Origin of the sequence: Escherichia sp. KS167_9B (assembly GCF_030295215.1) — a bacterium.
In the GTDB taxonomy this organism is placed as follows: domain Bacteria; phylum Pseudomonadota; class Gammaproteobacteria; order Enterobacterales; family Enterobacteriaceae; genus Escherichia; species Escherichia coli_F.
Map to the genome: position 1 here is coordinate 3,176,153 of NZ_AP025754.1, position 13,507 is coordinate 3,189,659.

Genomic DNA, 13,507 nt, shown 5'->3' on the forward strand with positions numbered 1-13,507 from the left:
ATCCCTCAATTATTCAAGGTTATTGACCAGATTAATGTGAAAAGAAAATCACGCGTACCGGATCGTCTTGATTCTTTAGGTTATATCAGCCAAATGAAACTTGCCATACGACCGGTGGTCTTGTCGCGACGATAAGAGAAGAATGTCTCATTTTCCGTATATGTACAACGGTCGCCGCCGAAAATTTGCTCAACACCAACGTTCGCCAGACGCTGCCGGGCAAGCTGATAAATATCCGCCAGATATTTATCTCCATGCTGAATGAAAGCTGCACTCGCTTTGGCGTCTACTGCCATAAACGCCTCGCGAACCTCCGCTCCCACTTCAAACGCGCGTGGACCAATTGCCGGCCCTAACCAGGCGAGAATGTTTTCGGGATTATCAGCAAAACAGGAAACCGTCTCTTCCAGCACGCCTGCGCACAGTCCACGCCAGCCAGCATGAGCGGCGGCGACTTCCGTTCCCGCTCGATTGCAAAACAGCACAGGGAGGCAGTCAGCCGTCATCACGGCGCAAACCGTGCCGGGCGTATTGCTATAAGAGGCATCCGCTCGTTTTGAGGCATAAGGTTCGCCAGTAAGATTAAGCACATCTTTGCCGTGTACCTGCTCAAGCCAGACCGGTTTTGAAGGCAAATTGCCCGCAGCAAAAAGTCGCTTACGATTTTCCTCGACGTGATCCGGGTTATCGCCACAATGGGCACCGAGGTTGAGCGAGTCATACGGCGGCAAGCTCACGCCGCCGATACGGGTAGAGCTACAGGCCGCAACACCTTTTGGCAGCGGCCACTGCGGGACAATCAGCTTACTCATAACCAGTCCACTTCATCCTTATGCTCTTCGAAATCGGCGCGCATCACCTCAATCAGCTCCACCATATCTTGTGGAATAGGCGCATGCCATTCCATTTCGATGCCGGAGATCGGGTGATAAAGACGCAGCATGGTTGCATGAAGCGCCTGGCGGTCAAACTTACGCAGCGTGGAGATAAACGCTTCCGAAGCACCTTTTGGCGGACGCGGACGGCCGCCATAAACCGGATCGCCCACCAGCGGATGAGTGATATGGGCCATATGCACGCGGATCTGGTGCGTACGTCCGGTTTCCAGACGCAACCGCAGACGCGTGTGCACACGGAAGTGTTCCATGATGCGATAGTGAGTGACCGCCGGTTTACCCATCGGATGCACCGCCATGTGAGTACGTTTGGTCGGGTGGCGGCTGATTGGTTCATCTACTGTACCGCCAGCGGTCATATGACCAATTGCCACCGCTTCATACTCACGAGTAATTTCACGCCGTTGCAAAGATTCGACTAAACGCGTCTGAGCCGGAACGGTTTTTGCCACAACCATCAGGCCGGTGGTGTCTTTATCCAGACGATGGACGATGCCCGCACGCGGTACATCGGCAATGGGCGGATAATAATGAAGCAACGCATTCAGTACCGTGCCATCCGGGTTACCCGCGCCAGGATGTACCACCAGGTCGCGTGGTTTATTAATGACGATGATATCTTCATCTTCATAGACGATATCCAGCGGGATATCCTGCGGTTCAAAACGCGCTTCTTCTTCAATCTCAGCGTTGATGGCCACCTGCTCGCCACCCAATACTTTTTCTTTCGGCTTATCACAAACTTTGCCGTTAACCAGCACGCGCTGGTCGAGGATCCATTCTTTTATTCGCGAACGTGAATAATCCGGGAACATTTCGGCCAAAGCCTGATCTAAGCGTTGACCGAGTTGGTTTTCGGACACCGTTGCAGTGAGCTGTACTCGTTGTGCCATATATACTGCTTCTTCGTTTATCGTTGGGGTTTTACGGCTTTGCCGTTTAATATAGTGTGCTATTGTAGCTGGTCTTAACCGGGAGCAGGAACAGAGAATCTCCCGTATTACATTTTGAGGAAAGTCAAAACGTCATGACGCGCATGAAATATCTGGTGGCAGCCGCCACACTAAGCCTGTTTTTGGCGGGTTGCTCGGGGTCAAAGGAAGAAGTACCTGATAATCCGCCAAATGAAATTTACGCGACTGCACAACAAAAGCTGCAGGACGGTAACTGGAGACAGGCAATAACGCAACTGGAAGCGTTAGATAATCGCTATCCGTTTGGTCCGTATTCGCAGCAGGTGCAGCTGGATCTCATCTACGCCTACTATAAAAACGCCGATTTGCCGTTAGCACAGGCTGCCATCGATCGTTTTATTCGCCTTAACCCGACCCATCCGAATATCGATTATGTCATGTACATGCGTGGCCTGACCAATATGGCGCTGGATGACAGTGCGCTGCAAGGGTTCTTTGGCGTTGACCGTAGCGATCGCGATCCTCAACATGCACGAGCTGCGTTTAGTGACTTTTCCAAACTGGTGCGCGGCTATCCGAACAGTCAGTACACCACCGATGCCACCAAACGTCTGGTATTCCTGAAAGATCGTCTGGCGAAATATGAATACTCCGTTGCCGAGTATTATACAGAACGTGGTGCATGGGTTGCTGTCGTTAACCGCGTAGAAGGCATGTTGCGCGACTATCCGGATACCCAGGCTACGCGTGATGCGCTGCCGCTGATGGAAAATGCATACCGTCAGATGCAGATGAATGCGCAAGCTGAAAAGGTAGCGAAGATTATCGCTGCTAACAGCAGCAATACATAACAGAAGATTGAAATAAAAAAACGGCAGCCCTTGAGCTGTAATGCCGATCAGTTAAGGATCAGTTGACCGATTCAGTGGCTGTGTAAGAATCCGGAAACGCTCACTCGTTTCCGGATTTTTTTGTGCACAGAAAACCCCCAGCTAGGCTGGGGGTTCCGGAAAGCTTTCAGCTTTGAGCCAGTTATTAAAACCCCTTTTGATTTGTTAAAACACCTTGCGGTCTGGCAACTGCAAGTGTCAAACAAGAAATCAAAAGGGGGTCCCAATGGGGGACGAAAAGAGCTTAGCGCACACCCGCTGGAACTGTAAATATCACATAGTTTTTGCGCCGAAATACCGAAGACTGGCGTTTTACGGAGAGAAGCGTAGGGCGATAGGCAGTATTTTGAGAAAGCTGTGTGAGTGGAAAAGCGTACGGATTCTGGAAGCAGAGTGCTGCGCAGATCATATCCATATGCTTGTGGAAATCCCACCCAAAATGAGCGTATCCGGCTTTATGGGATATCTGAAAGGGAAAAGCAGTCTGATGCTTTACGAGCAGTTTGGGGATTTGAAATTCAAATACAGAAACAGGGAGTTCTGGTGCCGAGGGTACTATGTCGATACGGTGGGTAAGAACACGGCGAAGATACAGGACTACATAAAGCACCAGCTTGAAGAGGATAAAATGGGGGAGCAGTTATCGATTCCATATCCGGGCAGCCCGTTTACGGGCCGTAAGTAACGAAGTTGAATGCAAATGTCAGATCGTATGCGCCTGTTAGGGCGCGGCTGGTAACAGAGCCTTACAGGCGCATTTGAAAAACCTCCGGCTATGCCGGAGGATATTTATTTATGCTCATTGGACAGGCCCTTGATTTGGTATCCCGTTACGATTCTCTGCGTAACCCACTGACTTTTCTGGGGGATTACCTCGACCCCGAACTCATCTCTCGTTGCCTTGCCGAATCAGGTACTGTAACGCTACGCAAGCGCCGTCTTCCCCTCGAAATGATGGTCTGGTGTATTGTTGGCATGGCGCTTGAGCGTAAAGAACCTCTTCACCAGATTGTGAATCGCCTGGACATCATGCTGCCAGGCAATCGCCCCTTCGTTGCCCCCAGTGCCGTTATTCAGGCCCGCCAGCGCCTGGGAAGTGAGGCTGTCCGACGCGTGTTCACGAAAACAGCGCAGCTCTGGCATAACGCCACGCTGCATCCGCACTGGTGCGGCCTGACCCTGCTGGCCATCGATGGTGTGTTCTGGCGCACACCGGATACACCAGAGAACGATGCAGCCTTCCCCCGCCAGACACATGCCGAGAACCCGGCGCTCTACCCGCAGGTCAAAATGGTCTGCCAGATGGAACTGACCAGCCATCTGCTGACGTCGATGACGGACGCCATGCGCTTCACCGGGACGTATACCGGAGCTGATGCGCGATCTTGCAAGTATGGGACAACCAGTGAAATTACCGACAAGAAGGGAAAGGGCCTTCCCGAGAGTGGTAAAGGAGAGGCCCTGGAAATACCCCACAGCCCCGAAAAAGAGCCAGTCAGTTGCTTAACTGACTGGCATTACAGCCTTGAGCTGCCGTTTTTTTATTCTGTTAGTTGTGAAACTGAAGCGATTTAGTCACTATCGATCTCATCAAATATGGCTCGCTTTGAGATATTCCTCAAGTAAAAAAACACCTCTTCCTGCGATTTCTCACAAAAAAGATTCGTTGACAAAAAGTGACAAAATTATGAGATTTCCATCACACATTTTGACATCAGGAACGGTATGCTGAATTCACCAAGACGGGAAGACAAGAGGTAAAATTTATGACAATGAACATTACCAGCAAACAAATGGAAATTACTCCGGCCATCCGCCAACATGTCGCAGACCGTCTCGCCAAACTGGAAAAATGGCAAACACATCTGATTAATCCACATATCATTCTGTCCAAAGAGCCACAAGGTTTTGTTGCTGACGCCACAATCAATACTCCTAACGGCGTTCTGGTTGCCAGTGGTAAACATGAAGATATGTACACAGCAATTAACGAATTGATCAACAAGCTGGAACGGCAGCTCAATAAACTGCAGCACAAAGGCGAAGCACGTCGTGCCGCAACATCGGTGAAAGACGCCAACTTCGTCGAAGAAGTTGAAGAAGAGTAGTCCTTTATATTGAGTGTATCGCCAACGCGCCTTCGGGCGCGTTTTTTATAAAGCTAACAAATTGTTTCTATTAGCTTATTTCTTATAAACATCCACAAACTGTCCACATCAGTAATGATATACAAGCCCGCAAAAAATGCGGGCTTTGTCTTATATAGCCGAAATGGTTGTGGTAATAGTCCCCCGAAGCCGCTGCGCTGCTACCTCAAAATAATGATCACTGGTTTCTATACCAATAAATTTTCGCCCTGCTTTCAGTGCAGCCACACCCGTTGTCCCTGACCCCATAAAAGGATCAAGGACTGTTCCGCCACTATTCACAGTCCTGACCAGTTCCGCCATTAGTTCTTCTGGTTTTCCGGTCGGGTGCATTTTCTTTGACGGGATAACCGGGTACGTCATGCAGCCGTCGAACGGCCCCGAAGGCGATTTATCTAAATGGCCTTTGCTGCCCCAGACGATGTATTCGCACTGATGCCTGAAATACCCCGTATGGGGTGTTCGTGACCCCCTCCCCTTATTCCACGCAATGATGCCGCGCCATGTAAAGCCGCTGGCCTGAAACGCATCGGTTAAAGCTGGTAGTTGTCGCCAGTCAGTAAATACTAGGGCATAACCGCCCGGCCTGACTGCGCGGTGTGCCTGTGCCATCCATAATTGTGTCCAGTAAGCCCACGAACGGGCGTCCATGTTTTCACCCGCGAACCCATCAAAGCGGTGAAGGTTCTCGCCGTTCAGATATTTTGCATGGCTGCCTTGGTTGGTGCGTCCGGCCTTGTGTGTCGCACCCGAACTGTAAGGCGGATCAGTGATTAAGGCATCAATGCTTTCTGGCTCAATCAGCGGCAATATTTCCAGCGCATTCCCACGACAGAGCGTGGCATTGTCAGTCTGATAAACCTTAGTGTGTTCCGGTGTATGTGCTGGTTGGTGCTGGATTGCGATCCCCACGGTCATAACTCCTCATGTGTGTGGGGTGCTCGATGGCTCTCGTTATCTGGTTAAGTGTTTTGCAGCGCGGACATTTTATTTCAATGTAGTGAAATGAGGCGCGGGCAAGTAGTTTGTTGCAATTTTTGCATCGTACATTTTGCGTCATTTGCGGCACCTCTTGTGTGGTTACTGCTGCCGATATGATAACAAATCGATCGCTTTTATCGATCGGATTTATTGCATCGATCTGCTATGCCTATCACTTATGAATGGTGTTACCCTCATTTATGAGGACACCAAAAAGAAAACCCGCAGTTTTTACGCTGCGGGTTTGTCATTCTGATTCGCCCACTAGGCATTAGCCATATTTGCGGGCAAAGTCTTCATCAGAGGTGCATAGATAGATAAAAAACTCAATAAATGCCACGATTGCCGGAATGAATGTCCAGCAAAAAATAAGGTAAAGGAATCCTTGCCCCACTTTACCTAAATAAAATTTGTGTGCACCAAGACCACCTAAAAAGAAAGCCAGTAGTGCTGCTGTCATTCTGCTTTTTGAACTTGCTGTTCTTTGAGGTGCTCCACAATTGGGGCAGGATGTGGCATCTTTATGTATTTCCTTGCCGCATCCGCGACAAAATACCATTTCACTCATAAAGAGTTCCTTTCAAATTTAAATAAGCGTTAAGCCCACCACTCTTACTGGTGGGCCTCAATTTAAATTTGGGTGCCACTTCGACCATACCCTGGCAACCGATTGACGGGGGATTGCTCCCCCGTCGCGGTTTCCTTACTGCTTACACTGTAAGAACGCCGCAAACTCCGCTCCCCAGAAGCTCATCCGTATTTCACACAGCGAACCGTGCAGCATCCAGATGATGAGGATTACCGTCACGCAGAACGTGATGGCCGTAAGCGATTTTTGCGACATAGCGCTTGCTCCTTTGTTGGAGAGGCGCTAACCTATCACTTGCTTAAGGTAGATATGTTAGGGCCTCGGTTAAACAGAAATGTTTTCCGGGGCCTTTCCACATCTGGCCTTCGGGTATTCCCTCCGACCATCAGCCGAAAGGCACCCGCGCGTAATCTATCGCTTTTTTGTTACTCCGGCAATTCTGCCTGTTAATTCTGAGGTAAAGGCAAACTCATCTGATTGTTTCCCCTGTGTGAAGCTGGCAGCTCATGCCACGGGATACCTTCTGAAGAGTGAACGCCGGAGGCGTGTTTTGATGTGAATTTATGGAAGGCTTCCAGTGTTGAGAAGCATACGCCGCATTCCAGGTTGTTACACTGGTAATATTTTTTCCGTACGGTGTTTGAATCATTTTCCGAACGACTGGTGCGGATACGGGCAGATGCGCCACAAAGCGGACAACGGAACATAGCGACCTCCCTTAACGTGGTGCTGCCGCTATTCTAAGTTGCTCACTCTGTTTCTGCTATCCATTCCGGGATTTTTGCCTCAAGCTCAAGCTGCGTGGTAAAGCCGCTGTTATCAATGGTGTGCTCGGCTTTCGCAATAATCCAGTCCTGATTATCAATCTCGCTTTTAAATCCTGTTACCGTGCCATGCATTTCGGGGTAGAGTTCTGCGCGTCCACGTGCCAGTGTGATGGAGAACGCTGCGGCTCCGCGTTGTAGCTGCTGCCACTTTGCCGCCGCTGCGCGTCTTGCTGCCTGTTCGTTCTGATAAGTCTTGCGTAACACAAACACATTGCCTTCCGCACCTTCCATATAGTCACCTTCACGGCTGCTGCTTTTCTCCTTTTTCGGTTTGCGGCGTTTCACGCTGACTTTTTTCTTTTTCCCGTAATTAAGATCAAGCCAGTAGGCGCGTACCCCCGTATACGCCTCGCGGTCAGCAATGCGGAACTGATGGCGATCGCCGCTGCTGCGTGTGATGGCAAACGATGGCAACGGCTGGCCCTGCGCGTTCACGCCACCGCCGGGCATGATGAATAACAGATTACCGCTTTTTACCGTGGTGATTGCGCCCAGCATTTCCGCCATGCGCGTAAGGAAGGACATGTCGCTTTCTTCGGTCTGGTCGGCGTGGTCGATTTCGATATCCATCAGCATTTCGCTGATTTGCGGTTTCAGACCATACCGATGAGCGATGGCGGATACCACACGCTCAACGGTCACATCATGCCAGGACACCTCACGTTTAACGTTAAATTCATCCCGAAAATCTGCGCTTCTGGCTGAAACAGTCAGCCTGTCCGGCGGTCCTTCGTGAGCGATTTCATCAACAATGTAAGTGCCTTTTTCTGTCAGCGGTTCTCCTTTCCAGCCAATGAGAACCGTCAGGCGCGCGCCCCTTGACGGTAGCTGCAACTGACCATCCGCATCATCCAGCGTGATGGTGAGCTGGTCCGCCTCAAATCCCCGGTTGTCGGTCAGTGACAGGCTCATCAGGCGCTCTGCCACGCCTGACAGCGTTTTACCCTCCGCGAGAATATCAAAATCCGGCATTTTCACGGGGTCTGTGCCCTGACTGAGCAATTGCATGGTGGTGTCGGTCATCTGCTCCCTCCCTGTGTGGCATGGTCGCATGTGCGTGCGGAGGGGGTTACTGCTTTTTGTTGTCGCCGTGGCGGGAGAATGGCGCAGGGGTGAGATTACGCGCGTGGTGGGTGATGATTGTTGCCGAATCATTTAACGGATACAAGGGGCTGAAGCTATGAGTGAAACTCGTTTTCATGGTGCCCGTGTTACGGAAAATACCGACCTGGTAACAGCGATTAACGATGTTGATTCCAGCGTTATCGGTATCGTGGCAACGGCGGATGATGCGGACGCGAAGCTGTTCCCGCTGAACAAACCCACACTGCTGACCCGCGTCAATGACGTGCTGGGAAAATGCGGAACAACGGGGACGCTTTATCGTGCGCTTAAGGCCATCGCAGACCAGGTGAGCACAAAGGTGATCGTCGTTCGCGTGGCTGAACACAAAGAAGAAGACGGAAAGACGCAGGATCAACTGGTTATCGGTGGTTCTGAGGATGACGGCAGCTATACGGGGATGTATGCGCTGCTTGTTGCAGAGCAGGATGAAAGCATCGGATACCGTCCGCGTATTCTGGCCGCGCCGGAGCTGGACACGGAGGCGGTGACAAAATCCCTGTGCGTGATTGCGGGTAAGCTGCGCGCGTTTGTGTATGCCTCATGTCACGGCTGTAACACGATGGCTGAAGCGATTACCTACCGCCAGAAATTCAACGAACGTGAAGTGATGCTCTTGTGGCCGGACTTTATCGCCTACAACCCGAAAAGTGGCGAAAACGAAACGTTCCCCGCGCCTGCCTATGCGTGCGGCCTTCGTGCGTACATTGACCATGAGCAGGGCTGGCACAAATCGCTGTCCAACGTTCCGGTTAAAAATGTGCTGGGGATGTCCAGGCATGTGTTCTGGTCGTTACAGGCCGAAGACAGTGATGCCAACAGCCTCAACAACAAAGAAATCACGACCATTATTCGTCGCAACGGGTTCCGCTTCTGGGGCAACCGCACACCGGAAACGAACGCCTACATCTTTGAGGTGTATACCCGAACCGCACAGGTGCTGGCTGATTCAATTGCGGAAGCGCAGTTTGAAACCATCGACAGTCCACTGACGCCTGCGAACGTGAAGGATGTTATCAGTGCCATCAGGGCAAAACTGGATTCACTGGTTACTGCCGGGAAACTGATTGGCGCGGAGTGCTGGTATGACGTGGTGGATAACAGCACCACGGATTTACGTCAGGGGCGTGTGCGTATTCGCTACAAATATACGCCCGTTCCGCCACTGGAAGACATGGAGCTTTACCAGACGTTTACTGATGAATACTTTGAACCCGCATTTGCGGTTCTGGGAGGTGCCTGATGGCTGTGCCAAAACATCTTCGCTTTTTTACGCTGTTTGTGGATGGTGAAAACGAAGTGGGTAAGGTGACGTCCGTCACTCTGCCTAAGCTGACGCGCAAAACCGACAGCTACCGGGGTGGTGGCATGATGGGTGCGGTAAGTATTGATCTCGGTCTGGACGACTCCGCGCTTGATGCGAGCTTTGTCATGGGGGGCGCAGTTCGTGAGCTGTTCCTTAAGTATGGCGGCACGATTGACGGCACGCTGCTGCGTTTTGCGGGTGAATATTACACTGATGCAGAAAGCGACCTGTATGAAGTCGAAATGCGCGGACGTGTGACGGAAATTGATATGGGGGAAGCCAAACAGGGCGAAGCCACATCACACACTTACGCCATTAAAAACACCTACTACAAGCTGAGTGTTAACGATCGTCCGTTGTGGGAGATTGACCTGCTGAACTTCATTTACCGGAAGGACGGCAAGGACATTGTGCCCGATCGCATCCGTTCCGCGCTTGGGCTTGGCTGATAAGTAATATGCAGGCGGCGCAGTGCGTCGCCTCTGACTGAAAGGAGTTTCCTGATGAAAGAGACGAAAAACATCGATACCGAAAACACGGTAGTTGCTGACACTGTGAAAGAAACCAGTGAGCGTGGCGTAAAACTTACCCAACCAATTGAGCGAGGCGGCGAAAAAATCACGTATGTGGAGATCACCGGAGCTATTGAGCAGGCTGGATCTCTGCGAGATTTGTCGCTGTCTGATGTGCTGAATCTGAAAGCGGAATCCATGTTTACGCTGCTGTCACGCGTGACATCACCGCGACTGGATGAAGTGACGATCAAAAAAATGGCATCCCGTGACTTTATTCAGTTATGTGTGGTTGCCGTAAATTTTTTGAGCGGTGCGGACTCTGGCGGGAAGAACGAACAGGCGACGGAAGCCTGATCACGGTTGTGTGCTTTGAGCACATAGAAGACTTTGTGGCAGATATTGCCGTTATTTTTAACTGGTCGCCCGCCGAAATCTTCATGATGACGCCCGGCGAAGTGGTTAGCTGGCGTGAGCGGGCGGCACTTCGCAGCGGGAATGCAGACAATGAAGACTCTTGATATCCGGGTCGCTTTCAGCGCCGTTGACAGGCTGACCCGGCCTGCCGAAAACGCCCGCCGCCTGATGGGGCAGTTTGGTGACTCCATCCAGCGAACGCAGGTGGCGATCAAAAATCTCGAGCGTCAGGCGCGTTCATTTGAGCGCGCCCGCGACGCTGTCAGTAAAGCGGATGCGGGTATCGTGAAAGCACGACGCCAGCTTAACGCCCTTAATCAGTTACAACGCACGGGTACAGTGCTCAGCGAAAAACAACAAAAGCTGATGCAGCAGTTAAGCACCCGACTTGAACGCCTGAATGAATCGCGCGCACGGGAAATTCAGAAAATGCGGGAGCTTGGCGGAGAGCTGAAACGCCACGGCATTTCCCTGACAGGCAGCGATAACACCATTCAACAGGCCATCAGACGCACCGAACAGTACAACAACCAGCTTGAACGCGAACGGCAGGCGCTTGCGCGTGTAACGCTGGCGCGTGAGCGGTATTCGCGCGCGCAGGAAACAGCGGGAAAACTGAAAACAGGTGGTGCACTGGCAATTGGTGCGGCAGCGGCGGGCGGCTATGCTGCCGGGCGTTTTTTGCAGCCCGCAATCGGGTTCGGGAAAGAGATGTCCCGCGTTCAGGCGCTGACGCGAATCGACCAGAACAGCCCGCAGTTTAAGGTGCTGCGTGAGCAGGCGTTAAAACTTGGCTCTGAAACGCAGTTCACCGCAGGCGATGCCGCCAGTGGGCAGGCATTTCTTGCAATGGCTGGCTTCACTCCGCAGGCCATTCAGGCTGCGCTTCCCGGCGTGCTGAGCATGGCAACGGCTGGCGGCATGGATCTCGGCGAGACGGCGGATATTGGCTCAAATATCCTGACTCAGTTCGGCCTTTCTGCTGACCAGATGGACCGGGTTGGCGACACACTCACCGCAGCGTTTACCCGTACCAACACTGACCTTCGCGCACTGGGCGAAACCATGAAATATGCAGGTCCGGTGGCGGGTAAGCTGGGAATATCGCTGGAGCAGGCCGCAGCGATGGCAGGCGTGCTGGCGAATATGGGTATCAGAGGGAGTGATGCCGGGACGGCAATGCGTGCCAGCCTGGCTCGTCTGGCATCACCGCCTAAGGCGGCAGCAGAGGCCCTGAAAGAGCTTGGCGTGTCTGTCTCGGATGCCGGGGGCAAAATGCGCCCGATGGAGGATGTGCTGGCTGACCTTTATAAAGCTACCCGCAAATACGGGGAAGTTGACCGGGTATCGTTCTTTAAGGACATTGCCGGAGAAGAGGCTTTCACATCATTTATGGCCCTCGTTGATGCGGCAGGTGACGGCTCCTTACCCAAACTGAGAAAAGAACTTGAAGGCGCGCGCGGTGAGGCTGAACGCACAGCAAAGGTTATGGCCAACAACCTTGACGGCGATCTGAAATCACTCGGCAGTGCATGGGAAGGTCTGCGCATCCGCATTGCAGATCTGATTGACGGTCCACTGCGTTTTGTCACGCAGTGGCTCACGCGGGTGGTATCAAAGGTGACTGCGCTGGCGCAGGCCCATCCGGTACTGACGCGCCAGCTACTGATAGCAGGCGGTGCGTTGCTGGCAATGACTGCAACGGTTGGCTCGTTGTCGCTGGCTATTGGTGTGCTTGCTGGCCCGCTGGCAAAACTGCGTCTTGGTTTTTCTCTCCTGACCGGATCAATGAATGCTGTCAGGGTCCTGCCAGCACTATGGGGAATGGTGACGGGGTCCGTTTCTTTGCTGGGAGGTGCTATCGGGGCGCTGTTCAGTCCGGTTGGTCTTATCGTGGCTGCGCTTGCCGGAGCTGCCATTCTTATCTGGAAATATTGGGATCCCATCAGGGCATTTTTTGCCGGGGTGTTCAGCGGGATTATGGAAAGGCTGACCCCGTTGCGCGAAACCTTTGAACGGTTTGGCCCTGTTTTTGACGCAATCGGAAGCGGGATCGGCCAGGTGTTTAACTGGTTTAAATCGCTGCTGTCACCAATGGAGTCCAGCAAGGAGACGCTGGATAAATGTACCAGTGCTGGCGAGATATTCGGTAACGTTCTTGGTGGCGCGTTACAGCTTGTTCTGACGCCTGCAAAAATGTTGCTGGATACGCTGGCGTGGATACTTGAAAAACTCGGTGTGCTTCCGGATGAAGCAGAAAGGGCGAGAAAGAAAATCGAAGACGCACAGCGTGCGGCTATTCTCCAGGACAAGGTTGCCTTGCTTCAGGGGGACCTGGCGAAAATCAATCCGCCGAAGCCTGTAGAAAATGGCAATGGCACCGGAGGTGATAAACCCAAAGATAATAAACCGCTCACAGACAGCAATACCGGTACGCTACGCAGACTCAGCAAAATTGCTGATAACACAGGTAAGCTGGTTGATGAGACGAAAAAACGCATTGGCCCCGGCGATATTGTCTTTAAGAACCTGCCCCGCGCACTTACTGTTCGTGGGGAGTGGCAGGAGCGGAAGATTGCACAGGTCAGTAAGCCTGCCCCCGCAATTAATATCACGCCTGTGGTTCCGGCCCCGCTGCCTCCGGCGCTGGTCCCTGTTGTTGCGGCCAGCTCCCGCCCGGTGGCGGAAGCCATACGATCGCCAGTGGCATCAGCCCCAGCACCTTCGCGTAACCGGGAACCTGTTGCCTCAGGATTTGGCGGTGAAATTCATGTTCATCTGCATAACGTCGTTACACAGAATCCCCGCGAACTGGCGAAACTGGTCGGTGAAATGGTCAGGGCAGAAATGGAACGGCGCGCCCGTGCCGGGCGTGGCAGTTTTTACGATAAAGATTGAGGAGTCAT

General features: G+C 52.2%; 16 protein-coding genes and 1 pseudogene. 9 read left to right on the forward strand and 8 right to left on the reverse strand.

The window, feature by feature from the left end; genetic code table 11:
* Positions 1-80: 80 nt before the first annotated feature.
* Entirely contained in the window at positions 81-812 is a 732-nt protein-coding gene (gene yfiH, locus QUE34_RS15845; protein WP_032303598.1) for a purine nucleoside phosphorylase YfiH, read from the reverse strand.
* Positions 809-1,789: a 23S rRNA pseudouridine(1911/1915/1917) synthase RluD gene (gene rluD, locus QUE34_RS15850; RefSeq protein ID WP_000079112.1), complete on the reverse strand. Its 981-nt coding sequence runs from the start codon at positions 1,787-1,789 to the stop codon at positions 809-811. Before rluD ends, yfiH begins: the two co-directional genes overlap by 4 nt.
* Before the next feature lie 134 nt (positions 1,790-1,923).
* Between rluD and bamD the strand changes: the two genes are divergently transcribed.
* The 4 genes and pseudogenes from bamD (at position 1,924) to raiA (ending at position 4,808) form a co-directional block, all read left to right on the forward strand.
* Positions 1,924-2,661, forward strand: coding sequence for an outer membrane protein assembly factor BamD (gene bamD, locus QUE34_RS15855; RefSeq protein WP_000197686.1), 738 nt, complete (start codon positions 1,924-1,926; stop codon positions 2,659-2,661).
* Positions 2,662-2,926: 265 nt separating this feature from the next.
* Positions 2,927-3,385, forward strand: coding sequence for an IS200/IS605 family transposase (gene tnpA / locus QUE34_RS15860; protein WP_000502112.1), 459 nt, complete (start codon positions 2,927-2,929; stop codon positions 3,383-3,385).
* Positions 3,386-3,495: 110 nt separating this feature from the next.
* Positions 3,496-4,207: pseudogene (locus tag QUE34_RS15865) on the forward strand (IS4 family transposase).
* Between the two features lie 259 nt (positions 4,208-4,466).
* A complete protein-coding gene (gene raiA, locus QUE34_RS15870; RefSeq protein ID WP_000178456.1) occupies positions 4,467-4,808 on the forward strand; it encodes a ribosome-associated translation inhibitor RaiA in 342 nt (113 codons plus the stop codon).
* 150 nt (positions 4,809-4,958) lie between these two features.
* Here raiA and QUE34_RS15875 read toward each other — a convergent pair whose 3' ends face one another.
* From QUE34_RS15875 to QUE34_RS15900, 6 genes are all read right to left on the reverse strand, one after another.
* Entirely contained in the window at positions 4,959-5,765 is an 807-nt protein-coding gene (locus QUE34_RS15875) for a DNA-methyltransferase (protein WP_286338850.1), read from the reverse strand.
* Positions 5,710-5,907 carry a Com family DNA-binding transcriptional regulator gene (locus tag QUE34_RS15880; protein WP_001353016.1) on the reverse strand — a complete coding sequence of 66 codons (198 nt, stop codon included), beginning with the start codon at positions 5,905-5,907 and terminating at the stop codon, positions 5,710-5,712. Before QUE34_RS15880 ends, QUE34_RS15875 begins: the two co-directional genes overlap by 56 nt.
* A gap of 192 nt (positions 5,908-6,099) precedes the next feature.
* On the reverse strand, positions 6,100-6,396 hold the full coding sequence (locus QUE34_RS15885; protein WP_001519189.1) for a TM2 domain-containing protein: 297 nt from the start codon (positions 6,394-6,396) through the stop codon (positions 6,100-6,102).
* A gap of 135 nt (positions 6,397-6,531) precedes the next feature.
* Positions 6,532-6,672, reverse strand: coding sequence for a Hok/Gef family protein (locus QUE34_RS15890; RefSeq protein WP_000078920.1), 141 nt, complete (start codon positions 6,670-6,672; stop codon positions 6,532-6,534).
* Positions 6,673-6,863: 191 nt separating this feature from the next.
* Positions 6,864-7,124: an Ogr/Delta-like zinc finger protein gene (locus tag QUE34_RS15895; RefSeq protein ID WP_042028452.1), complete on the reverse strand. Its 261-nt coding sequence runs from the start codon at positions 7,122-7,124 to the stop codon at positions 6,864-6,866.
* A gap of 42 nt (positions 7,125-7,166) precedes the next feature.
* Positions 7,167-8,267, reverse strand: a complete 1,101-nt coding sequence (locus QUE34_RS15900; protein ID WP_286338851.1) for a phage late control D family protein — start codon at positions 8,265-8,267, stop codon at positions 7,167-7,169.
* A gap of 157 nt (positions 8,268-8,424) precedes the next feature.
* Here QUE34_RS15900 and QUE34_RS15905 point away from each other — a divergent pair, with 157 nt between their 5' ends.
* The 5 genes from QUE34_RS15905 to QUE34_RS15925 are packed head-to-tail and all read left to right on the forward strand — an operon-like array spanning position 8,425 to position 13,499.
* A complete protein-coding gene (locus tag QUE34_RS15905) occupies positions 8,425-9,609 on the forward strand; it encodes a phage tail sheath subtilisin-like domain-containing protein (protein ID WP_000005380.1) in 1,185 nt (394 codons plus the stop codon).
* Positions 9,609-10,121, forward strand: a complete 513-nt coding sequence (locus QUE34_RS15910; protein WP_000290450.1) for a phage major tail tube protein — start codon at positions 9,609-9,611, stop codon at positions 10,119-10,121. Before QUE34_RS15905 ends, QUE34_RS15910 begins: the two co-directional genes overlap by 1 nt.
* A gap of 54 nt (positions 10,122-10,175) precedes the next feature.
* A complete protein-coding gene (locus tag QUE34_RS15915; protein ID WP_000665308.1) occupies positions 10,176-10,541 on the forward strand; it encodes a tail protein in 366 nt (121 codons plus the stop codon).
* An 8-nt stretch (positions 10,542-10,549) separates the two neighbouring features.
* Positions 10,550-10,705, forward strand: a complete 156-nt coding sequence (locus tag QUE34_RS15920; protein ID WP_000333495.1) for a GpE family phage tail protein — start codon at positions 10,550-10,552, stop codon at positions 10,703-10,705.
* The gene (locus QUE34_RS15925) at positions 10,692-13,499 is read left to right on the forward strand and encodes a phage tail tape measure protein (protein WP_286338852.1); all 2,808 of its coding nucleotides are present in this window, start codon (positions 10,692-10,694) and stop codon (positions 13,497-13,499) included. The genes QUE34_RS15920 and QUE34_RS15925 overlap by 14 nt, the downstream gene beginning before the upstream one ends.
* Positions 13,500-13,507: the final 8 nt, after the last annotated feature.